Origin of the sequence: Acidihalobacter sp. (genome assembly GCF_037381185.1) — a bacterium.
In the GTDB taxonomy this organism is placed as follows: Bacteria; Pseudomonadota; Gammaproteobacteria; order DSM-5130; family Acidihalobacteraceae; genus Acidihalobacter_A.
In genome coordinates, this window is record NZ_JARRQY010000041.1 from 17,937 (window position 1) to 39,317 (window position 21,381).

General features: G+C 61.2%; 20 protein-coding genes. 7 read left to right on the forward strand and 13 right to left on the reverse strand.

Going from position 1 to position 21,381, the window contains the following annotated elements:
• Nucleotides 1–80 precede the first annotated feature (80 nt).
• From P8014_RS14235 to purB, 3 genes are read right to left on the reverse strand one after another with little or no spacing between them, the layout of a single operon-like run.
• Complete coding sequence (locus P8014_RS14235; RefSeq protein WP_337817987.1) at nucleotides 81–524, reverse strand: GNAT family N-acetyltransferase; 444 nt, start codon at nucleotides 522–524, stop codon at nucleotides 81–83.
• Nucleotides 517–1,692, reverse strand: coding sequence for a cupin domain-containing protein (locus P8014_RS14240; RefSeq protein ID WP_337817988.1), 1,176 nt, complete (start codon nucleotides 1,690–1,692; stop codon nucleotides 517–519). The genes P8014_RS14235 and P8014_RS14240 overlap by 8 nt, the downstream gene beginning before the upstream one ends.
• The gene (gene purB / locus P8014_RS14245) at nucleotides 1,692–3,059 is read right to left on the reverse strand and encodes an adenylosuccinate lyase (protein ID WP_337817989.1); all 1,368 of its coding nucleotides are present in this window, start codon (nucleotides 3,057–3,059) and stop codon (nucleotides 1,692–1,694) included. The genes P8014_RS14240 and purB overlap by 1 nt, the downstream gene beginning before the upstream one ends.
• Before the next feature lie 233 nt (nucleotides 3,060–3,292).
• On the opposite strand from purB, the gene P8014_RS14250 reads away from it, so the two are divergent.
• The 6 genes from P8014_RS14250 (at nucleotide 3,293) to P8014_RS14275 (ending at nucleotide 8,976) form a co-directional block, all read left to right on the forward strand.
• Nucleotides 3,293–4,678 (forward strand): class II fumarate hydratase, encoded by a 1,386-nt coding sequence (locus tag P8014_RS14250; RefSeq protein WP_337817990.1) that lies wholly within the window; start codon nucleotides 3,293–3,295, stop codon nucleotides 4,676–4,678.
• 73 nt (nucleotides 4,679–4,751) lie between these two features.
• Nucleotides 4,752–5,975 (forward strand): voltage-gated potassium channel protein, encoded by a 1,224-nt coding sequence (gene kch, locus P8014_RS14255; protein WP_337817991.1) that lies wholly within the window; start codon nucleotides 4,752–4,754, stop codon nucleotides 5,973–5,975.
• A gap of 17 nt (nucleotides 5,976–5,992) precedes the next feature.
• Nucleotides 5,993–7,084, forward strand: coding sequence for a magnesium/cobalt transporter CorA (corA, locus tag P8014_RS14260; RefSeq protein WP_337817992.1), 1,092 nt, complete (start codon nucleotides 5,993–5,995; stop codon nucleotides 7,082–7,084).
• A 258-nt stretch (nucleotides 7,085–7,342) separates the two neighbouring features.
• Nucleotides 7,343–7,777 carry a TlpA disulfide reductase family protein gene (locus tag P8014_RS14265; protein WP_337817993.1) on the forward strand — a complete coding sequence of 145 codons (435 nt, stop codon included), beginning with the start codon at nucleotides 7,343–7,345 and terminating at the stop codon, nucleotides 7,775–7,777.
• A gap of 25 nt (nucleotides 7,778–7,802) precedes the next feature.
• Nucleotides 7,803–8,453: an SCO family protein gene (locus P8014_RS14270; RefSeq protein WP_337817994.1), complete on the forward strand. Its 651-nt coding sequence runs from the start codon at nucleotides 7,803–7,805 to the stop codon at nucleotides 8,451–8,453.
• An 82-nt stretch (nucleotides 8,454–8,535) separates the two neighbouring features.
• Nucleotides 8,536–8,976, forward strand: coding sequence for a copper chaperone PCu(A)C (locus P8014_RS14275; RefSeq protein ID WP_337817995.1), 441 nt, complete (start codon nucleotides 8,536–8,538; stop codon nucleotides 8,974–8,976).
• Between the two features lie 251 nt (nucleotides 8,977–9,227).
• Here the strand turns inward: P8014_RS14275 and P8014_RS14280 are convergent, their stop codons facing one another.
• The 10 genes from P8014_RS14280 to cyoA all read right to left on the reverse strand — a co-directional run bounded on the left by P8014_RS14280 (nucleotide 9,228) and on the right by cyoA (nucleotide 19,589).
• Nucleotides 9,228–10,199 (reverse strand): heme o synthase, encoded by a 972-nt coding sequence (locus tag P8014_RS14280; protein WP_337817996.1) that lies wholly within the window; start codon nucleotides 10,197–10,199, stop codon nucleotides 9,228–9,230.
• Nucleotides 10,200–10,256: 57 nt separating this feature from the next.
• Entirely contained in the window at nucleotides 10,257–11,192 is a 936-nt protein-coding gene (locus tag P8014_RS14285; protein ID WP_337817997.1) for a cytochrome C oxidase assembly protein, read from the reverse strand.
• Nucleotides 11,193–11,234: 42 nt separating this feature from the next.
• Complete coding sequence (locus P8014_RS14290) at nucleotides 11,235–11,591, reverse strand: hypothetical protein (protein WP_337817998.1); 357 nt, start codon at nucleotides 11,589–11,591, stop codon at nucleotides 11,235–11,237.
• Nucleotides 11,591–12,220 carry a cytochrome c oxidase subunit 3 gene (locus P8014_RS14295; RefSeq protein ID WP_337817999.1) on the reverse strand — a complete coding sequence of 210 codons (630 nt, stop codon included), beginning with the start codon at nucleotides 12,218–12,220 and terminating at the stop codon, nucleotides 11,591–11,593. Before P8014_RS14295 ends, P8014_RS14290 begins: the two co-directional genes overlap by 1 nt.
• A gap of 78 nt (nucleotides 12,221–12,298) precedes the next feature.
• The gene (locus P8014_RS14300; protein WP_337818000.1) at nucleotides 12,299–14,404 is read right to left on the reverse strand and encodes a cbb3-type cytochrome c oxidase subunit I; all 2,106 of its coding nucleotides are present in this window, start codon (nucleotides 14,402–14,404) and stop codon (nucleotides 12,299–12,301) included.
• Nucleotides 14,405–14,422: 18 nt separating this feature from the next.
• Nucleotides 14,423–15,376 (reverse strand): hypothetical protein, encoded by a 954-nt coding sequence (locus P8014_RS14305; protein WP_337818001.1) that lies wholly within the window; start codon nucleotides 15,374–15,376, stop codon nucleotides 14,423–14,425.
• A 365-nt stretch (nucleotides 15,377–15,741) separates the two neighbouring features.
• Nucleotides 15,742–16,068: a cytochrome o ubiquinol oxidase subunit IV gene (cyoD, locus tag P8014_RS14310; RefSeq protein WP_337818002.1), complete on the reverse strand. Its 327-nt coding sequence runs from the start codon at nucleotides 16,066–16,068 to the stop codon at nucleotides 15,742–15,744.
• Nucleotides 16,068–16,685, reverse strand: a complete 618-nt coding sequence (gene cyoC / locus P8014_RS14315; protein WP_337818003.1) for a cytochrome o ubiquinol oxidase subunit III — start codon at nucleotides 16,683–16,685, stop codon at nucleotides 16,068–16,070. The genes cyoD and cyoC overlap by 1 nt, the downstream gene beginning before the upstream one ends.
• Nucleotides 16,682–18,724 carry a cytochrome o ubiquinol oxidase subunit I gene (gene cyoB, locus P8014_RS14320; protein WP_337818004.1) on the reverse strand — a complete coding sequence of 681 codons (2,043 nt, stop codon included), beginning with the start codon at nucleotides 18,722–18,724 and terminating at the stop codon, nucleotides 16,682–16,684. The genes cyoC and cyoB overlap by 4 nt, the downstream gene beginning before the upstream one ends.
• Before the next feature lie 13 nt (nucleotides 18,725–18,737).
• Complete coding sequence (gene cyoA / locus P8014_RS14325) at nucleotides 18,738–19,589, reverse strand: ubiquinol oxidase subunit II (RefSeq protein WP_337818005.1); 852 nt, start codon at nucleotides 19,587–19,589, stop codon at nucleotides 18,738–18,740.
• A gap of 658 nt (nucleotides 19,590–20,247) precedes the next feature.
• Between cyoA and P8014_RS14330 the strand changes: the two genes are divergently transcribed.
• Entirely contained in the window at nucleotides 20,248–21,318 is a 1,071-nt protein-coding gene (locus P8014_RS14330) for an HD domain-containing phosphohydrolase (RefSeq protein ID WP_337818006.1), read from the forward strand.
• Nucleotides 21,319–21,381 lie beyond the last annotated feature (63 nt).

Sequence of the window (21,381 nt, forward strand, 5' to 3'; positions counted from 1 at the left end):
ATCCTAAATCCATGGTCTGGGGGCGTATCGCGCCGCAGCGCGCACAAAAGAACTAGCCTACAACGCGGTCCGTTTGTCGGCTAGCCGTTTTGCAAAGGTTTTCTCATCTCCTGGTGTTCGATACCTGCTTCCATGAACGGTTCGCTGCTAACGATGAAGCCGGCGCGCAGGTAGAAATCGAGGGCTTGGACCTGGGCATTGAGGACGGCTTGCTCATGCCCGTTTTGCCTTGCGGTATCGACGAGCGTGTCAAGCAGCACGCGTCCCAGGCCCAGACCACGCATTTCGGAGAGTACGGCGAGGCGGCCGATGTGTCCGTCAGGGAGCAGGCGGCCCGCTCCCACCGGCCGGCCCTCGGTGTCTTCGGCCAGCGCGTGCACCGCGGCGGCGTCATGTTCGTCGAGTTCGAGTTCGGGCGGTACGCCCTGTTCGTGAACGAAGACCGTTTCGCGTACATGGGACAGTGATGCGGCCTGCTCGTGCCAGGAGACCAGGCGGACGCGCACCTGCGGCCTTTCACTCATCGTCGTTTTCCGGGAGTTCGAGAATGCCGCGCTGCAGCAGCCAGATCAGCAGCGTTGCGCCGGTATCGTTCATGCGTTGGAGCAGTTCTGCGGCGGGATAGCGGTGTTCGAGGCTGAGGTATTCGACCAGAGGCTGGGCCGCGGGCGGCAGACTGCGCGCTTCGCCGTCGGCGAAACAGTGCAGTTGCCGGTCGTCCCGGAACCACGCCAGGCGTGCGGCGGGGTTGCGCAGCAGCTCCGTGCCTTCCTGCAGGTGTCGGCGCAGGCCGGCGGAAGTCCATTCGCGGGCGGCCGGATACAGGCACGCCAGATCGACGTGCGGTTCGGTGACATAGCAGCCGAACCAGTGCGCAAGCGCGTCGTCGTCGGCCGCCAGGGCTTCGCGCAGCAGCGCAACCGCGCGGGAACGCGCCTGCCGGTTGATCTCGCCAGGATTGCCTTGGGGGGAGAGCCCGGGATCGGCGTAGCGGCGCTCGGGGTCGAGTGCGGCGACTCTGTCGTCCAGCCAGGCGCCGAGGAGATCCTTCTGGCTGGGGGCGCGGAAGCCGATGGAGGCGGTCATGCAGTCGTCCTGCGCAACGCCATAGTGCGCGACGTTGGGCGGGAGGTAGAGCATGTCGCCGGGGGCGAGCAGCCATTCCTGCTCGGCTTCGAATTCGCGCATGATGCTGAGCGGCGTGTCCGGCAGGCGGTTGTCCGCGGCGACCGGGCGGGTGTCGATCTGCCAGCGGCGGTGGCCGTGGAGCTGCAGCAGGAAGACGTCGTAGGCGTCGGTATGCGGGCCGACCGAACCCTGTGGCGGCGCGTAGCTGATCATCAGGTCGTCGATGCGCCAGTCCGGGACGAAGCGAAACGGTTCGACCAGGCTGCCCAGTTCGGGAACAAATTTCTCCAGGTCCGTGACCAGCAGGCTCCAATGCGTCGGCGGCAGTTGGGCGAAGTCCTGCTCGGTGAACGGCCCGTAGCGGACTTCCCAGGGCGTGGCGCCGTGTTCCAGCACCAGGCGCGAAGGAATTTCGGACTCCAGCGCGAGGCCGGCCAGTTCGTCAGGGCTGAGCGGCGATGCCAGGTCAGGCATCGCCTGCCTTACCAGCAGCGGGCGATGCTGCCAGTAGTCTCGCAGGAACTCGGCGGGATCGAGACCGCCGAGCAGGGCGGCGCCGGACATCAGATGTCGCGTGCCAGGGCCGCGGCCGTGCCGGTGTACAGCACCGGGGTCAGCGTGCGCAGTGCGGCCCTGGCTTCCTCCGGCAGGTCGAGATCCTCGATGAAGGCACTGAGCGCCTCGGCGTCAACGCGCTGGCCGCGGGTGAGCGCCTTGAGCTGCTCGTAGGGGTTGGGCAGGCCGTAGCGACGCATCACCGTCTGGACCGGTTCGGCCAGTACCTCCCAGTTGGCTTCGAGGTCGGCGGCCAGGCGTGCCTCGTCGATTTCCAGCTTGCCCAGGCCCTTGAGCAGGGCGCGGTAGGCGATAAGGCTGTGCGCCAGGCCGACGCCGAGGTTGCGCAGCACCGTGGAATCGGTGAGGTCGCGCTGCCAGCGGGACACGGGCAGTTTGCGCGCCAGGTGTTCCAGCACCGCGTTGGCCACGCCGATGTTGCCCTCGGCGTTCTCGAAGTCGATCGGGTTGACCTTGTGCGGCATGGTGGAGGAGCCGACTTCGCCCTCGATCACGCGCTGGCGGAAGTAGCCGACCGAGATGTAACCCCAGATGTCGCGCGCCAGGTCGAGCAGCACGGTGTTGAAGCGCACCACCGCGTCGAATAGCTCGGCGACGTAGTCGTGCGGTTCGATCTGCGTGGTGTAGGCGTTCCACTTCAGGCCCAGGCCGGTGACGAAGCGCTCTGCGAAGGCGGTCCAGTCGACTTCGGGATAGGTCACGGTGTGTGCGTTGTAGTTGCCGACTGCGCCGTTGATCTTGCCGAGGATCGGCGCGCCGGCGACTTGCTCGCGCTGGCGCTCGAGTCGGGCGACGACGTTGGCCAGTTCCTTGCCCAGCGTGGTGGGGCTGGCCGGCTGGCCGTGGGTGCGCGAGAGCATGGGCTGGTCGGCGAAGCGGTGCGCCATATCGCGCAACAGGCCGACGATCTCGTCCATCACCGGCAGCAGCACCTCGTCGCGTCCGCGCTTGAGCATGATGCCGTAGGCAAGGTTGTTGATGTCTTCCGAGGTGCAGGCGAAATGCACGAACTCCTTCACTGCGGCCAGATCGGGCTGTTCGGAAATGCGCTGCTTGATGTAGTACTCGACCGCCTTGACGTCATGGTTGGTGGTGCGTTCGATTTCCTTTACCGCAGCGGCCTCGTCGGGGCTGAAGCGATCCAGCAGGGATTCGAGGACTTCGATGGCGCCGGACGGCAGGGCCGGGACTTCGGCGATGCCCTGTTCGTCAGCCAGCGCCTGCAGCCAGCGCACTTCGACCTGGATGCGAGCGGCGATCAGGCCGTATTCGCTGAACACGGCACGCAGCGGTTCGGTCTGGGCGGCGTAGCGGCCATCGGCGGGGGATAGGGCGGTGAGCGGGCTGAGTTCCATCAGCGGGCCTCGTTTGTCTGTAGATGGAGTTGAGGGGGCAGAATTATACCTGAGGCTATCAGCGGTTGTTTTGTGCGTGATCCGAAGGTCTGCGGGTTTCGGTTGGCGGTCCCTTCGGGTTTCCCGTTCTGTGGATGGGACGAGCCCGGATTGCCCTATACTTGCCCACAGCGGCGCCGCTACAGCCCGCGGTCGCCAGTACGCAAACAGTCCAAGCACGGAGGCGAAGACCGGTGAGCGAACAGGACTATCGCATCGAACACGACAGCATGGGTGAACTGCGCGTGCCGGCGTTGGCGCTTTGGGGCGCACAGACGCAGCGTGCGGTCGACAATTTCCCGGTCAGCGGCCAGCGCATGCCGCGCGGTTTCATCCGCGCGCTGGGACTGGTCAAGGCCGCCTGCGCCGAGGCCAATCGGCAGCTCGGCACGCTGGACGAAACGCGCGCCGAGGCCATCTGCACGGCGGCATTGGCGGTCGCCGCCGGCGAATACGACGAACATTTCCCGATCGACGTGTTCCAGACCGGTTCCGGCACCAGCAGCAACATGAACGCCAACGAGGTGATCGCGCATCTGGCATCGGCGGACTGCGGACAGGAGGTTCATCCAAACGACCACGTCAACTACGGCCAAAGCTCCAACGACGTCATTCCGACTGCGCTCCACGTGGGGGCGGCGCTGCTGGTGCACGAAAACCTGCTGCCGGCTCTGGAACACCTGGAGCGGTCCATCCTGGCCCGGGCAGAGGAACTCAAGGGCTATACCAAGACCGGCCGTACGCATCTGATGGATGCAATGCCACTGCGCCTGGATCAGGAGCTTAGCGGTTGGGTGGCGCAGGTTCGCAACGCGCGCTTGCGCATTGCCTACGCTGCCGAAGGCTTGCAGGCCCTGGCATTGGGCGGCACTGCGGTCGGTACCGGCATCAATGCCGCGCCGGGCGGCGCCAAGGTCGCCATCGCCTGGCTGGCAGCCCGGACGGGCGTGGCGTTCCACGCCAATGACAACCGTTTCGAGGGGCTCAGTTCGCAGGATGCGGCGGTGGCCGCGAGCGGGGCGCTGAAGTCGCTGGCTACGGCGCTGATGAAGATCGCCAACGACCTGCGCTGGATGAACTCGGGGCCGCTGGCGGGCCTGGGCGAGATCCGTCTGCCGGCATTGCAGCCGGGCAGCAGCATCATGCCGGGCAAGGTCAATCCCGTGATCCCGGAAGCGGTCTGCCAGGTCGCCGCCCAGGTCATCGGCAATGATGCCGCAATCACCATCGGCGGGCAGGCCGGAAATTTCCAGCTCAACGTCATGCTGCCGATGATTGCCGACAATCTGCTGCGGAGCATCCGTCTGTCGGCCAACGTGTCTCGCCTGTTGGCGGACAAGGCCATTGCCGGCTTCACGGTGAACGCCGAACGCCTGAGCGAGGCGCTGAATCGCAATCCGATCCTGGTGACGGCCCTGAACGCCGTGATCGGCTACGAACGTGGGGCCGCGATCGCCAAGCGCGCCTACGCCGAGGGGCGGCCGGTGGCCGAAGTGGCGCGCGAGATGACCGATCTGGATGCGGACGAGCTGTCGCGCATGCTCGATCCGGAAGCGCTGACGCGCCCGGAGGAAGGCTGAGGGTGCGGAGATACGGCGTGTTTGAGGCGCGATCGCGGCACGGCACTGGCGCCGCCCGCAGGACATCGAGCGCATGAGTCCCAAGGCGCAGCTGCGCAGTGCGGGCGTTCAGCGCATACGGCAGCTGTGGCTCAGGCTGTATCGCACGGCACGCATGGAGAACTGGTTTCCGCACGTGCCGCTGGCGCTGGCGGTAGGTCTCGCCGGCCTGGTGCAGACGGTTCCTTCTATCGGGAGACTGCAGCAGCTCATCACCTTCCCGTCGCAGGAGCTTGGCGGACTTTCCGATGGCTACAGTCTGCTGGCCATACGGGGGGTACCGCAGGACGTCATCGGCGTTCTACTGCTGATCATGTCGCTGGGCCTGCTATGGCGTTCGCGCCTGGCCTGGGTCATCACGCTGTTGATGACGCTCGCCACGCTGGCCTTGGAGCTGACGCCGCTGTCGCATCCGCGGCCGTCGGTGCTGGCGTACAACGGTGTGCTCTTTGTGCTGCTGCTGGCGACGCGGCGGTATTTCCAGCGTGCCAGTCTGGCCACGGGCACCTTGTTCGCCGTGACGGGAATTCTTCTCACGCTGGGCTACGGCGTGTTGGGCGCCTATGTGTTGGGCGCGGGGTTTTCCCCCAGAATCAACGATTTCACTTCCGCGCTGTATTTCGCTGTGGTCACCATGTCGACGGTCGGCTATGGCGACATTACGCCGCATACTTCCGAGGCGCGGCTGTTCACGGTTTCACTCATCGTGCTTGGTCTGGTGGTGTTCGCAACCTCGCTGAGCGTGACCCTCGGGCCGATCGTGAACCAGCGTCTGATGAACCTGTTGCAACCCCAGAGGAAGAGCATGAAGCGCAAGGACCATATCATTGTCGTGGGTGATAACCCACTGGCACGCAATGCGATCAAGGCGCTGTCCTCGCGCGGCCTGCCGGTGACTGCCGTGTGGTCCTCGCGCCCGCCCGAGGGCGCCGAGGCGCCGCCGGATCTGGTGGTCGGTGACGGAGGGGATACCGATGTGCTTAGCAGTGCCGGCGTCGGCTCGGCACGCGCGGTGCTGGCGCTCAGCGAGGACGATTCGGACAACGCCTTCGTCGTGCTCGCGGCCAAGGAGGTCAATGAAAAGGTCAGGACGGTGGTGGCGGTGAGCGACGCACACAATCTAGTGCGGGTGCGTCGGGTGCATCCGGACGTCGTTCTGGCCTTGCCGGTGATCGGCGGTGAACTCCTGGCCATGGCGCTCAGCGGAGAGGAGATCAAGGCCGACGCATTGGTCGAACAACTTTTGAAACTGAGCTGACAAGACGGGAGACCGGCATGTTGCACACCAACCGAGCCCATCGAGCCGGCCTGCCGCCCGGCACCCTGATCGACGAGGTCGGAGCCGCGCCACCGCGCTTGAGCCTCGTCCATTACCATGACGGCAGCCTGTACGAGCCGGAGCAGGCTAGACTTGATGATATGCAGAAGTTGGTGGCGAACCACGAAGGCGTGACCTGGCTGCATATTCAGGGGCAGCCGGAAAAGGCTCTGCTGGAGGAACTGGGGGAACGTTTCGATATTCATCCACTGGTGTTGGAGGATATTCAGTCGCGCGGTCAGCGGCCGAAGCTGGACGAATATCCGGAACAGGTGTTCGTGGTGCTGGCGGCGGCGCGCTGGCAACACGATGCGGTGCGGCTCGAGCAGTTCAATCTGATTCTGGGCGAAGGCTACGTCATCAGTATCCATGCCGCGGATGAGGATCGCACCGGCGTGCTGCGCGAGCGCCTTTCCCTGTCCCGAACGCGGCTGCGGACGCACGGGGCGGATTATCTGCTGTACGCGCTGATGGATCTTGTGGTCGACCAGGCGTTCCCGGTGCTGGAAACCTTCGGCAACAGTGTGGAACAGTTGGAGGAGCGTCTGGTGGCCGCGCCCGACCGCGACGCCCTGCCGGCGATTCAGAGTGCCAAACGTACGCTGATGCATCTGCGCCGCCAGCTGTGGCCGACACGCGAGGTGATCAGTCGCTTGATCCGCGGCGTGCAGGACGAGCCGCTGCTGGACGAAGAACTCAGACCCTACCTCAGCGATCTCTACGATCACACGATCCACGTCATGGATCTTCTGGAAACCTATCGCGATGTGGTTTCCGGCCTGATGGATATCTATCTGTCCAGCGTCAGCAACCGGCTCAACGAGATCATGCGTACGCTGACGATCATCTCCACGCTGTTCATTCCGCTCACGTTCATCACCGGGGTGTACGGGATGAATTTCGGCAACAACGACCACAGCCCCTGGGCGATGCCGGAGCTGCGCTGGTATTATGGCTATCCCCTGATCTGGCTGCTTATCATCGCGGTGGTCATAGGTATGTTGCTGTTCTTCAAGCGTCGCGGATGGATCCTGTCGGGCAGGCGCTGAATCAATTTCCGCATCCGGACGGCTCTGATACCGCTTTCAACAACCGGTTAATGAAGGCTTCAATCCTGTTGATTGGTAGAGGTCGAGAGCCCCTGCTATCATCTGTGTCCACTAAAGCGGTATTGGCTGATCAAGATAGGTTAGATGGGGCGCATTTCTCTGATATTGGCCGGTGTCGCGGTTGCCGCCGCAGCTGGCTACGGCGGCTATTACTACGCTTCGCGGCCACCGGTTCGACCCGCTACTGCAAATGTTCCCGTGAGCACAGCCCGATGTTCGCTGAAGGACACGGCACTGAGCGACGCGTCGGATCGGTCGCTTGCGGCATCGTCGTGGCAGGGGCGGGTGGTGCTGCTGAACTTTTGGGCGAGCTGGTGCGAACCCTGCCGGCATGAAATGCCTGCGTTGCAGGCCGTGGCTCAGCGCTATGCCTCCCAGGGCCTGCGCGTGATCGGCATAGCGGTCGACAATCCGGCCGCCGCGCAGAGGTTCGCTCGTATCGCTGGCGTCAGCTACCCGTTGCTCTACGGTATGAGCGCAGCCGATCGGCTGCACCAGGCCTGTGGTGCAAAGCTGCAGGGCTTGCCCATGAGCATCGTGCTCGATCGCCAGGGGCACGTCTGTGCCCGTCATGCCGGCGCGCTGGATGAAAAAGGTTTCGCCGAGCTTTTGAGTTCGTGCCTCGTTCAATGAATTTCTACCACTGGGCCCCAGCAACATGAGTAAGCCATTACGTATCTTTCTTGTTCTGCTTGGCGTGGCAGTCGTGGCAGGTGGAGTGGGTGTTCTCACGGCGTATATCAGCCGCATCAACGCGCCCTCGCAGACCGGTGAAACGCTCTACATCGACGCCAAGCACCCGCATGGCGTAGCGATGCCCGCGTTCAAGCTGCAGACGGCGAACGGCGGTGTATTCGACAACGCCGATCTGCGTAAGCGTTGGACCTTCATGTTCTTCGGGTACACGCATTGCCCGGACGTATGCCCGTTGACGCTGGGGCGCCTGGCTGTCGTCATGGGCGATCTGAAAAAAGCGCATCGCGCCGGAGACTTACAGGTGCTATTCACCTCCGTGGACCCGCAGCGCGACACACCGGCCAAGGTGGCGGCCTATGCCGCGTACTTCGATCCGCGATTTGTCGGTGCGACGGCTTCGCCGGCCGAGATCAAGCGTCTTACCGGCGAACTCGGCATCTATTTCAAGCGTGAACCTGACCCTTTTGACGCCAAGAACTATCTCATACAACACAGCGCGAGCATTCTCATCGTCGCGCCGAACGGCCATTTGGTGGCGCGCCTGGAACCGCCGCACTACCCGAAGCTGATCGAGTCGGAGCTGAAAGAAATACGTCGTCTGTATGAGAAATAGGGTATGGATGGGCGGGCACATTCGCTGCGTTATAATCCACTGAATTTATTAATTATTTGGCCTGTTAAGGAGATATATCGTGGTGTTCAAACCCGTTAGACGTTTCTTTTTGATTTCCCTTTTCGCCTTGTTGCCCGTATCCGCTTTCGCCGCCGGCGGTCTGAGCGCCGACGGAGCATGGATTCGGCAGGCTCCCCCTGGGATGAAGATGCTGGCCGGTTATCTCACCGTGAGCAATCACGGGGCGAAACCACGCAGCGTCGTGGCCGCGTCGAGTCCCGCATTCGGGCATATCGAACTGCATCGTTCGGTGATCCAGAACGGCGTTGCGAAGATGATCCCGCAGATGAGCATCACCATTCCGGCGCATGGCGAGCTGCACTTTGCCCCGGGCGGCTACCATCTCATGCTGATGAAGCCGAAGCGTGCGTTCAAGCTGGGTGAGATGGTGCCGTTGACCCTACGTTTCGCCAATGGACAGACGATAACGGTGCAGGCGGTGGTCAAGCGCGGGGAGATGTAGCCAGCGATTCGGATTATCGGGCGATTCCGGCCGCGGGCGGTGTGTGGGTTCATGCATCGCACGCTGCCGCGTGGTGCCCCTGCAGCGGGGCACAACAAAGAGCATGCCTATCAATCTCTGCCATCGTAGGGGACATCAGCTTTACGGCCACTGTTATCCCCGGCTTCAGCCGAGAGAACAGCGTCTGACAACTCAGTCAGGGAGGAGGACGCCGGCGAGGGGCCAACGTGGCCTCTCGATGCCGTCCGCGCTTACATCCAGGCCGGCAGCAATCCTGTCAGTTCCAGCAGGTGGTCGACGATCAGCGCCGCATAGAGCACGAAGAGATACGTGATGGAGTGTCCGAACACGCGCCGCGCGTACTGATCCATCTTGCGATTCACCGGCATGCGCTGCAGGTGTACGGTCAGCCCCAGATACCATAGACCGCTGGCCGCGGCGACCGCTCCGTACACGAGCCCGGTCTCGCCGAATGCCGTCGGCAGCAGGCTGATCACTAGCGTGGCCACGGCGTACTTGACGATTTCCTTGCGGGTGCGCTCGACACCATGGGTCACCGGCAGCATGGGAATCTTGGCCTTGGCGTAGTCCTCGCGATAATAGAGCGCCAGCGGCCAGAAGTGCGCCGGCGTCCACACAAAGATCAGCAGTACCAGCAGCACGGGCAAGGCAGTGATCGACGCACCGACTGCCGTCCAACCTATGATCGGAGGTAGCGCGCCGGCGATGCCGCCCCAGACGATGTTCCAGGGCGTGCTGGGCTTGAGATAGAGCGTGTAGACGACGCCGTAGCCGACGGTGCCGAGCAGGGTCAGCAGGAGTGTTGTGGGATTGGTCCAGATGCTCAGAATGAGCACGGCGGCGCTGAACAGCACAGCCGCGTAGAGCATGGCCCCGGTGCGGGTTATGCGACCGTTGACCAGGGGACGCAGGTGAGTGCGCCGCATGTGCTGGTCCAGCACGGGTTCGACCAGTTGGTTGAGCACGCCGCCGGCGCCTCCGGCCAGGGCAATGCCGGCCAGGCCGGCGAGCGAGCCGGCCCAGTTCTTCCAGAACTCGGGGGCCAATAGCTCGCCGACGATGGCGGTGAACACGAGCAGCGAGACAACCTTGGCCTTGGCCAGGGTGAGCAGATCCTTGATCAGACTGGGCGCGGAAGCAGGCGGCGCTGCGCCGATCAGTTCGTCCGTTTCTGTCTTGCTGGCGAGTTCGAGTTCACTCATATTTGCCTCTGGCCCGGTCGACGTGGGCTTTAGTCGTAATGTTGCTCGTATTGCGCCTTACCAATGCCATTGCCACTGTAAAACGGCTGCGGTGGTGATCAGCAGGGCCATCATCTGGTGGAACACCACCATCACGCCCGGGGTTTTCGGCTTCAGATTCACCGCGTGGAACAGGAAGAATCCGACGGCGGCCTGCAGCAGGGCGAAGCCGAACGCGACCGGGTAGATCGCGCTGTACCAGCCGAGCGTTCCGATCACGATCAGGGCCGCGATGCCGTGGATTACGAAAATCCACTGCGAAGTGCGCTTGGGGTGCAGGAAAGGCTCGATGGCCGTGCCGAAACCGCGTTGTCCCGTGACCATGCCGCCCATGAAGATGGCGAACAGAATGGAATGCAGCGCCGCCGTGACCTTGAGGTACGGAAGGAGTTCGACGCCCGGGTAGTTCAGCCCCAACAGGAAGTTGAGGAAGACCAGGTAGGCGAGCAGGCCATGCGTGCCGTGGACGAACGCGGGGGCCCGCCCAGCAAGCACGTACAGCGTACCCATGCCGAACAGGGCGGTGATGACGATCAGCCCAAGTCCCATGAAGGTGGTGTAGCCGGGCGCCAGGATGGCGAGCGCCAGGGCGCAGAGCCCGACGGCGGTCGCCAGTACCCGGTGTGCGGCTTCAGGGTCGCCGCGCAGCATCAGGACGACGATGTTGCGCGTATAGGGCCAGCGCGTGCCCAGCGACAGCCCGTAGCCGAAGCCCTCTACGATACTGCCCAGCAGGATGAGCGCTGCGGCGAACACTACTTCCGATAGCATCAGACCATCCACCAGCGCGGCCTTGCCCACCTCGGCGGTGCTGAAGCCGCGCCATATTCCCAGCGCGATCGCGAGCACGACCATGCTCGCGATGAGTATGCCGATGATGCGTACCGCGAGGGTCATTTCCCCCTCGACGACGTGTTTGGTTTCGGCAGCGTTGGGCGGCAGATTGGGATTCATGCTGGGCTGTTCTCTGTGCTGGTGACTAATCTGTGTCAGTGACTAGAAGGTGCACACGCCCGGTAGCATCGTACGTTCCATCAGAGTGTGGAACATCCAGATGGTGAGCCCGACCGACATGACGAATAGCGGGGCGGTCATGACGAACGACACGGTATGCCAGATCTGTGTGCTCGAAAGGTCTAGTTTGAACAGAAAGTATAGCTGCACGATCACGGCAACCAGTGCGATGAGCGAAATGACGGTGGTCAGCGAGACGGGCGACAGCGTGTGGCCGACGACCATCCACAGTGCGATCAGCATGGCGCCGAGGCCGACGACGAAGGCGATCAGATAGCCGCCCATGCTCGCGAGCTGGACTTCGGGGTGTTCGATAGGGTTATGGTGACCATGCGACATCAGATGCCTCCCATGAGGTAAACGAAGGTGAACACGCAGACCCAGATGACCGCCTGGAAGTGCCAGAAGATCTTGAGGTTGAGCAGACGATAGACGTTGTTCTGGCTGAAACCGTTGCGCGCGATCTGCACGATCATCACGGCCATCCAGAGCAGACCGAAGAATACGTGCGCGGCGTGAGTCAGCACGATGACCCAGAAATCGGACAGGAAGCCGCTAACCTGGGGGACCGCGCCCATTGCGGCGAGTTCGGAAAATTCGCGCCATTCCATGAACAGGAAGCCAACGCCCAGGATGAAGGACAGCAGCAGGGCGTTGATGACGCCGGAGCGGCTGCCTTTCTTGAGCGCGACCATGCCGAAGCCGTAGATCAGTACGCTGGTGAGGATGAACAGCGTCGGCCACAGCGCGTTCAGCGGGTGGATCACTTCCTTGGCGGTGAAGCCGCCGGCGAAGTTGTGCACGTAGACGCCATGCGCCGCGAACAGCCCGGCGAAGATCATCGCGTCGCTCATCATGTACAGCCAGAACCCGATCGAGCGGGTGCCGATGAAGTCGTGGCCGTGGTCGTCGTAGTCCCAGAGACGAACGTTACTCGGATCGACGTTCTCGACGGAATGTGAACTCATTGTCGATGCTCCAAACAGTCTTTAATCGGATGACGATTCGCCGCGGGGGAGAGTGTCCCCGCCCGCGGCGAAGTCCGTTCAGTCGCCGTCGCGCTTGCGCGGGCTTGCCAGCGCACCACCGGCACCGCCGCCGATGGGGGCGTCGGAGGTTTCATCCGCGGCACCGCGGTTGAGAATCTCCGCTTCCATGCGTTCGATGTCGGCAGCCGGAATGATGTAGTCGGTGTCCTTGTCGAACGAACGGATGATGATCACGACGATGATCGCCAGCAGCGACACCCCGGCCAGCCACCAGATGCGCCAGATCATGGCGAAGCCGAAGAACAGGGACAGCGCGCCGATCAGCAGCGGCACAGCCGTGTTCTTGGGCATGTGGACGTCCAGGTAACGGTCCGGGACCAGGCTGATCAGGCCGTGCTCGCGGCGCCAGGCCCATTCGTCGCGGTCGTGCACTACCGGAGTGACGGCAAAGTTGTAGAACGGCGGAGGGCAGTGCGTCGCCCACTCCAGCGAACGCGAGGTGCCCCAGGCGTCCGGGCCGGTCACGCGGTTCTTCTCGCGGTCGCGGATGCTCACGGCAAGCTGCGCCAGGAAGAACACCACCGACAGCGAGTACAAGGCGATGCCGAACAGTTCGAGCAGCAGCAAGGGCTGCCAGCTGGTGTGCGAGACGTAGTCCAGGCGTCGGGTCATGCCCATGAAGCCGAGGGTGTACATGGGTATGAACACGAACAGCGTGCCGGCCGTGAAGAACCAGAAGAACAACTTGCCCAGCTTCTCGTCGAGCTTGAAGCCGAATACCTTGGGCCACCAGAAGGTGACGGCGCCGAAGGTTGCATAGGCGATCAGCAGGAACATGTTGTGGAAGTGCGCGATCACGAACACGCTGTTGTGCACGAGATAGTTGATCGCGGGCACTGACAGCATCATGCCGGTCGTGCCGCCGGTGATGAGCAGGAACAGCGAGCCCATCGCCCACAGCATGGGGGTTGGGAAACGGAGGCGTCCACGGTACATGGTGAACGCCCAGTTGAAGACCTTCACGCCGGTGGGAATGCCGACCAGCATGGTGGCGATACTGAAGTAACTGTTCACGCCGGGGCTGGCGCCCATGGTGAAGAAGTGATGCAGCCACACGGTCCAGGACACCAGGCCGATCGCCATCGAGGCCAGCACCATAGTGACGTAGCCGAAGATGGGCTTCTCGGAGAAGACCGGGATGATTTCCGACAGGAAGCCAAAGGCCGGCAGCACGACGAAGTACACTTCCGGGTGGCCCCAGATCCAGAACAGGTTGGTGTACATCATCAGATTGCCGCCCAGATCCGCAGTGAAGAAGTGCGTTCCGATGTATCGGTCGAAGGTCAGCAGCGCCAACGCGACACCGAGGACCGGGAAGGAGGTCAGGGCGATGATGTTGCTGGCCAGGGTGGTCCAGCTGAAGATCGGCAGGCGGCCCCAGGTCATGCCGGGCGCACGCATCTTGATGATAGTGGCGATCAGGTTGACGGCGCCCAGCGTGGTGCCGATGCTGCCGATCTGGATGGACCAGATGTAATAGTCGACGCCTACGCCGGGACTGTACGGCAGTTCCGTCAGCGGTGTCAGGCCGACCCAGCCGGCGTGCGAGAAGTCACCGACGAACAGCGCGATCATGACCAGCGCGGCGGCCACTGCGGTCAGCCACAGGCCCAGCGCGTTCAGATAGGGGTAGGCCATGTCGCGCGCGCCGATCTGGATCGGTACGACGATGTTCATCAGGCCGACCAGCATCGGGGTCACCGCCAGCAGGATCATGATCATGCCGTGCGCGGTGAACACCTGGTCGAAGTGGTAGGGGGGCAGATAGCCATGTGCCGCGCCGAGCACCCCGGGAGAATCCGGACCGACGGCGATGGCCTGCTGGGTGCGGATCATGAGCGCGTCGAAAAAGCCGCGGAAGAGCATGACCAAGCCGACCAGCACGTACATGACGCCGATCTTCTTGTGATCGACGGTGGTCAGCCATTCACGCCAGAGCCAGCCCCAGCGGTTGGCGCAGGTCAGCCAGAACAGGGCGATTGCGCCACCGACCACCACGAGCTGGAAAGCGAAGAAAATGACGGGGTTGTTGTAGTGAACGTCCAATAGCAAGCCCAGACGCCCGAATATCGGACTCCATGGTCCCTGTAGATCGACAAGCATTTCGGTAGCTCTCCCGCGTCAGTTCGCGTGTTTCTTGAATTCGTCGGACAGCATGTTCTCGGTCAGGAACATGGGGGTCTTGTAACGGAGTTTTCCGTCCCTCACGTTCTGAATGACCTGCACCAGGAGCCCAGGTTGAATGTTCGTGAATAGTTGCACCTTGTTGCCGACATTGACCGTCGGCCTGGCGAACTTCTTGAATTCGGCGTACGAGAGTTTGGAGGCGCTTTGCTGTGCGATGCCGACCCAGGACTTGAAGCTCTGCTCGGTGACCGCCTTGACCTTGAAATTCATCCAGGAGAAGCCGCCGCCGCTCAATGCCGCAGACAGGCCGTGATACTCGCCGGTATGTGCGGCGACCATGCTCTGTTTGCTGCGCATGCCCGGCATTACGTAGACCTGGCCCACGAGTTGCGGAATGAAGAAGTTGTTGGTCACAGAGGCGGAGGTCAGCCGGAAATGCACGAGGCGGTTCACCGGCACCACGAGTTCGTTGGAAACCGCGACGTTCTGTTTGGGATAGACGAACAGCCACTGCCAGTCGGTAGTGATGACGTCGATCTCCAGCGGCTGTTCCTTGGCGTATTTCGAATGCTGTGTGATGACCGTCGGGTTCCAGGGGTTGACCTGGTGGGTTCCGATGAAGGAGTAGTAGGCAAGTATGGCGACGATGACGATCGGCACGCCCCACACCACGACTTCGAGCACGTTGGAGTGCGACCACTTAGGTGCGTAGGCGCCCTTGCCGCTGGAAGCGCGGTAGCGGTAGATGACCCAGATGGTCAGCAGGATGGTCGGGACGACGACGATCAGCATGACCGCCACGTCCAGAATCATGTAGTACAGCTCAGTGGCAGCGATCGGCCCCTTCGGGTTGAATAGCCAGAAATGTTCGGAGCTGCATCCCCCAAGAAGCAGTAGGGGAATCAGGGCCAGGTAGCGGAAAAGGTTTGGGAATTTTTTCCTCGTCATCTTCGGTGGCGTCTCCCTGAGCAGGTGAGTTTTGAGCTATTAAAAGCCGCATCGTGACGTGTCATCACTGCGTTCTTGTCGCTATTTTTGGTTAAAAATTCTTTAAAAACAGCCGGTTGATGCGTATTTTTCGCGGATTGATTGGGCGGTGGAAACAGAGTTTATATGTGTTGGGTGGTTTTGAGCAAAAAAACACGCGGAAAGTTTGATTGAAATTTATTTGCCAAACATTAATTACTATAATTCTTTTATTTTGAATATTATAATTTACTTATGTATCTATATTTATGTGATTTCGATAGCGAATGCGTTTTGCGGGTTATTCGGAGAAAAGAGCCGCCGCCGTGAGGCGACGGCTCGATGCGTTACATCATACGTGTGTGCAGAGTGAACATGATCCACAGCGATCCGGCGATTAGGATTACGATGATCAGGAAAGTGAATAGAATCGCTTGCAGGTTCCAGCTTTGCTCGGAGGAGCGGTCGAGATGCAGGAAGTAATGCAGGTGCACTACGATCTGCACGATGGCCGCCAGGGCGATGCCGGCCAGAATGAAGGGGCGCGAGCCCAGGCCGAACATCACCATGGCGAACGGAATGATCGTCAGCGCCATGGATAGTGCGAAGCCGATAACGTACGACTTGAGGCTGGCGTGGCTGATGCCCGGGATCTGGATTGCTTCGTGTGCCATTACATAACCCCTATCAGGTAGACGACCGTGAAGACGCCGATCCACACGATGTCGAGAAAGTGCCAGAACATGCTCAGCCGGACCAGGCGTGATTGCACCTGAGTGGTGAGGCCCTTGCGCATGACCTGGATCATCATGATCAGCATCCAGATCAGGCCCAGCGAGACGTGCGTTCCATGCGTGCCGACCAGCGTGAAGAAAGCCGACAGAAAGCCGCTGCGATCCGGCCCGCGGCCTTCGAGGATCATGTGATGGAACTCGTTGACCTCCATGCTGATGAAGCCGAGCCCGAGCAGGAAGGTGACGAACAGCCAGCCCAGCACCTGTTGGCGCTGCATGCGGTTCATCGCCAGCACGGCGAAACCGTAGGTCACGCTGCTGCACAGCAGGAACATGGTTTCACCGAACACGTAGGGCAGGTCGAACAGCTCCTTGCCCGTGGGGCCGCCGGCGTAGTTGTGGCTCAGGACCGCGAAGGTCGCGAAGATCGACGCGAACAGGATGCAGTCGCTCATGATGTAGAGCCAGAACCCGTAAACCGTGTTGGAGACGGTTTCGGCGTGTCCATGCCCGTCGTGGGCATGGACTTCGTCGTGAGTCATTGCGTCGGTCGTCATGATTGCACCTGGTGAACGAGGATGATGGGGGTCTGGTTGGAGTCGCCGCCCTGGCCGCCTTGCTGAGCCTCGGCCAGTTGCGCATAGCGCTGCTCCTCGATCCGTCTGACCTCGTCGGCGGGAACGTAGTAGTCGACGTCGTCGCTCATCGCGCGGGCGATGAGAGTGCCGAGTATGCCGAGCGCGCTGACGGCGGCGAGCCACCAGATGTACCAGATCAGCGAGAAGCCGAGCACGAAGGCGAACACGCCGATGACGAATCCGGCGCCGGTGTTCTTCGGCATGTGAATGTCCTCATATTCGGTTGGCTGTTCGTAGGCAGTGCCCTGTTCCTTTCGAGCCATGAACTCATCGCGTTCGGTCACGACCGGAGTGTGTGCGAAGTTATAGAAAGGCGGCGGCGATGCGGTTGCCCATTCCAGCGTGCGGCCGTTCTGCCAGTAGTCGCCGCTCAGGTCGCGCGTCTTTTCGCGATCACGGATGCTGACGAAGAGCTGTATGGCCTGGAAGATAATGCCGAACAGGATCATTACCGCACCGACTTCGGCCAGCACCAGCCAGGGATGCCAGGCTGGGTTGGTGTAGTGGTCGAGGCGGCGCGGCATGCCCAGGAAGCCAAGTACGTACAGCGGCATGAAGGCGACGTAGAAGCCGATGCTCCAGGCCCAGAAGGCACGCTTGCCCCATTTCTCGTTGAGCGCGAAGCCGAACGCTTTGGGGAACCAATAGGAGTAGCCGGCGAACATGCCGAACAAGGTCCCGGGGATCAGCACGTTATGGAAATGCGCGACCAGGAACTCGCTGTTGTGCAGTACGTAGTCGGCGCCGGGGATGGCGAGCATGACGCCCGTCATGCCGCCGATGACGAAGGTCACCAGGAACGACAGCGTCCACAGCATCGGCGTGTCGAAGTGGATACGCCCGCGGTACATGGTGAACAGCCAGTTGAAGATCTTCACGCCCGTGGGGATCGCTATGAGCATCGTGGCGATACCGAAGACCGCATTTACTGTCGCGGAGTTGCCCATGGTGAAGAAGTGGTGCAGCCATACGGAGAAGGACAGTACGGTGATCACCGCGGTGGCCCACACCATGGTCGTGTAGCCGAACAGTTTCTTGCCGCTTAGGGTCGGTACCACTTCGGAGAACACGCCGAAGGCCGGCAGGATGACGATGTAGACTTCCGGGTGGCCCCAGATCCAGAACAGGTTGGCATACATCATCATGTTGCCGCCCATTCCGTTGGTGAAGAAATGCATGTCCATATAGCGGTCGAGCGACAGCAGCCCGAGCGTTACCGTCAGGACGGGGAAGGCGAGGATGATCAGGATGCTGGTGCACAGGATCGCCCAGGTGAAAACCGGCATGCGCATCAAGGTCATCCCGGGGGCACGCATTCGCAGGATGGTGGTGGTGAAGTTGATGCCGGTCATCAATGTACCCAGACCGCTTAACTGTATGGACCATATCCAGTAGTCGACGCCGCTGTCGGGACTGAAATTGAGGCCGCTCAGGGGCGGGTAGCCGGTCCAGCCTGCGCGTGAGAAATCCCCGATGCCGAGTGAGACCATGATGAGCATCGCGCTGATGACCGTCAGCCACAGGCTGACCGAGTTCATGAACGGGAAGGCGACGTCACGGGCACCGATCTGCAGCGGGACCACGATGTTCATCAGGCCGACGATGAACGGCATGGCCATGAACAGGATCATGATGGTGCCGTGCGCACTGAATATCTGTTGGTAGTGCTCCGGTGGCAGGTAGCCGTGATTCGGGCCGAAGGCTATGGCCTGCTGCGTGCGCATCATGATCGCGTCGGCGAAGCCGCGCAGCAGCATGATCAGCGCCAGTACGATGTACATCACGCCGATCTTCTTGTGGTCGACGGAGGTCAGCCATTCCCTCCACAGGTAGCCCCACCTGCCGTAATACGTGATCAGGCCGAGCACGACGATGGCTCCCAGCAAGCTGAAGCCGACCGCGCCCATGACGATCGGCACATTGAATGGTATGGCCGACAGAGTCAGTTTTCCGAACATCAGTGCTTCCTCCTTACTTGCTGGATTCCGAAAGCGTGTGCGCCGTCATGCTGCCCGCGTGTGTCGGCCCATGCATGTATTTGCTGATGACCTGCGCGAACAGATCATTCGGTTGAACCTGTGAGTAGTAGGTCACCGGGGTGTGGCTGCTGGGCTTCGCCAGTTGTTCGTAGGTCAGCGAGTCGAGCGCCTTCGGTGACTGCCGGACCTTCTCAAGCCAGGTCTTGTAGTTCGCTTCGCTGGTCGCGATGGTCTTGAAATGCATGCCCGAGAAGCCTTCGCCGCTCAGCTGCGAATTCCAGCCCGTGTAGGTGCCGGATTTATCGGCCATGAGATGCAGGCGGGTCGTCATGCCGGCCATGGCGTAGATTTGGGTGCCTAGGCGCGGTATGAAGAAGGACGTCATGACGGTGTCGGAGGTGAGTCGGAAACTCACCGGGACGTTGGTGGGGATGACCAGTTCGTTCACGCTCGCCACATGCTCGTCCGGATAGATGAACAGCCATTTCCAGTTCAGGGCAATGGCTTCCACGCGAACTGGCTGCTCCTGGGTTGCGATCGGTTTGTACGGATCAAGCTGATGTGAGGTGACCCAGGTCAGGACGGCGAGCACGGCGACGATGAGTATCGGCACGGACCAGACGACGGCCTCGATCTTGTTGGAATGCCCCCATTTGGGCGCATAAGTCGCTTTTTCGTTGGACGCTCGGTAGCGCCGCGCGAACCACAGAGTCATCACGATGACCGGCACCACCGGTATCAGCATGAGCAGGAAGGAGATCAGGATCAGGTGGTACTCCTGCTGCCCGATCGGTCCTGCGGAGTCGATCAGGGGGAATTTGGCGAGACTGCACCCCCCCAGCAAGAGCAACGTTAGGGACGAAAGGCGCCTGATGAATTTGACAACGCTATTGATTGACACAAAACACCCCCGTGTTGCTGGTCAGAATTGGTAGCTTGGATGTCGCTATGGACGTGATTCGTTTGTTCGTTCTGGTTGCTCGCATGGTTATATTCAGAATGGATCAGGCGTATTTCTACGTTAGAAATTGCTTAAATTATTGAATTTTGAAAGGAATTTCCTTGGGGTGAATAAAATCGCTTGATTTGACTCGGCGTTATGATTGCGAGAATTATTCATAACTCATTGAAGTTTGATGTGTTATTACAACCTCACCCATGCCGGTCTCCTCTCCCTTCGATCTTCTTTTCGGAACGGGTTGTCGGGGTTTTCTCAGTGGGTTTTTTATTCGTTCCGTGCGATGAGTTTACATTAATATAAAAAAATCTTTACCTAAATTAACTATAAAAATTAATTGGAGTCGATCAATTAAATTATTGAAAATATTTTCTTATTTTATTAAATAATTCTTATCTTATTCGCTGTGGTTCTGGTTTGCGATGGGCCAGCAGTGGCTGTGTGGCGTTGTCGACGAGCCATGCCGAACGGGCGGACTACGCTTTTCCAGGGTGGGGCTACAGTTGATAGCCGTGGAGCGATTCCCGATCCAAGCGGAAAGCCCGTGCTGCGACCCGTCTATATCGAGCCCGAAATGATCGGCCATGCTTTGCCATGGGACGTCTATACCGAGACGGGAGTGCTCGTGGCTCCGGCCGGCGCGGTGATCGCAGATGAGCGGCATTACCTGAACCTGACCGAACGCCTGCTGTTCCGTGATGCCGGTGCCCTTGATAACGGGGAAAATCCGCTACTGCGTTTGTCCGAAATGGGAGAGGAGGCGGAAGAGATTCTGACGGCACCGGAACCGGAGCGCCTGACCGAATTGCTGGAGGGCCTGCTGTCGGTCTACGACGCTGACCCGGATGCGTGTTTGGGCTACGTACTGCGCGTGCCGCTGGCTCGCCCAAGTGTCAGGCATAGCCTGCATGTTCTGTTCGTCGCCGTGTCTCTCGCTCAGCATCTGGATTTTGGCGAAGCGGAGCAGCTAAGCCTGGCCGGAGCCGCATTGACCATGAACCTGGGAGCGTTGGACCTGCACGACAGTTTGTACGGGCGGCGTGGACCGCCGTTAGTCACCGATCGCGAAACCCTGCAGTCCCATCCGCTACGGGCCGCTGAGTTGCTGGATGGAGCGGGCATCGATGATGAGACGTGGCTGGAGAGCGTGCGTCAGCACCACGAGAATGTCGATGGCAGCGGCTACCCTGCGGCGCTGGCGGGAGCGGACATCGGTAAGGGTGCCCGCATACTGCGTGTCGCGGACATCTATTGCGCCAAGGTCACGGGGCGCTACTATCGTCCGCCGCGCTCGCCTCGTTACGCGCTGGAGGAGATTTTCGGCAGTGAACGCAGGTGCCTGGATGCCATGGTGACGAACGTGCTCCTGCGGCGCATGGGAATCTATCCGCCAGGTACGCTGGTGCGCCTGGCCAACTTCGAGCGGGCCTGCGTCGCGCGCCGTGTGCGTGACGGTGTGGTACGTCGGGTGGTGAGCTTTCTCGACGCCCACGACATGCCGATGGATCCGCCGCGGGAACGCAACGTGACGCGCCGCGCGACCGCGATACGCGGTTTCGTCGAGGAGGAGCGGCGCTGGCCGAGGATCAACTGGCCCGCCGTGTGGGGGTACTGAGGACCCACTGATGTGCGACGGACGAAGGCCGCGGAGCGGCAAGCGCTCCACGGCATATGAACA

Excerpts from the sequence above, each read along its gene's own strand:
- P8014_RS14235 (WP_337817987.1), bottom strand. The coding sequence starts at position 524 with ATGAGTGAAAGGCCGCAGGTGCGCGTCCGCCTGGTCTCCTGGCACGAG.
- corA (WP_337817992.1), top strand. The coding sequence starts at position 5,993 with ATGTTGCACACCAACCGAGCCCATCGAGCCGGCCTGCCGCCCGGCACC.
- P8014_RS14270 (WP_337817994.1), top strand. The coding sequence starts at position 7,803 with ATGAGTAAGCCATTACGTATCTTTCTTGTTCTGCTTGGCGTGGCAGTC.
- cyoC (WP_337818003.1), bottom strand. The coding sequence starts at position 16,685 with ATGACGACCGACGCAATGACTCACGACGAAGTCCATGCCCACGACGGG.
- P8014_RS14285 (WP_337817997.1), bottom strand. The coding sequence starts at position 11,192 with ATGAATCCCAATCTGCCGCCCAACGCTGCCGAAACCAAACACGTCGTC.
- cyoD (WP_337818002.1), bottom strand. The coding sequence starts at position 16,068 with ATGGCACACGAAGCAATCCAGATCCCGGGCATCAGCCACGCCAGCCTC.
- P8014_RS14290 (WP_337817998.1), bottom strand. The coding sequence starts at position 11,591 with ATGTCGCATGGTCACCATAACCCTATCGAACACCCCGAAGTCCAGCTC.
- cyoB (WP_337818004.1), bottom strand. The coding sequence starts at position 18,724 with ATGTTCGGAAAACTGACTCTGTCGGCCATACCATTCAATGTGCCGATC.
- kch (WP_337817991.1), top strand. The coding sequence starts at position 4,752 with ATGAGTCCCAAGGCGCAGCTGCGCAGTGCGGGCGTTCAGCGCATACGG.
- P8014_RS14240 (WP_337817988.1), bottom strand. The coding sequence starts at position 1,692 with ATGTCCGGCGCCGCCCTGCTCGGCGGTCTCGATCCCGCCGAGTTCCTG.
- purB (WP_337817989.1), bottom strand. The coding sequence starts at position 3,059 with ATGGAACTCAGCCCGCTCACCGCCCTATCCCCCGCCGATGGCCGCTAC.
- P8014_RS14300 (WP_337818000.1), bottom strand. The coding sequence starts at position 14,404 with ATGCTTGTCGATCTACAGGGACCATGGAGTCCGATATTCGGGCGTCTG.
- P8014_RS14280 (WP_337817996.1), bottom strand. The coding sequence starts at position 10,199 with ATGAGTGAACTCGAACTCGCCAGCAAGACAGAAACGGACGAACTGATC.
- P8014_RS14305 (WP_337818001.1), bottom strand. The coding sequence starts at position 15,376 with ATGACGAGGAAAAAATTCCCAAACCTTTTCCGCTACCTGGCCCTGATT.
- P8014_RS14295 (WP_337817999.1), bottom strand. The coding sequence starts at position 12,220 with ATGAGTTCACATTCCGTCGAGAACGTCGATCCGAGTAACGTTCGTCTC.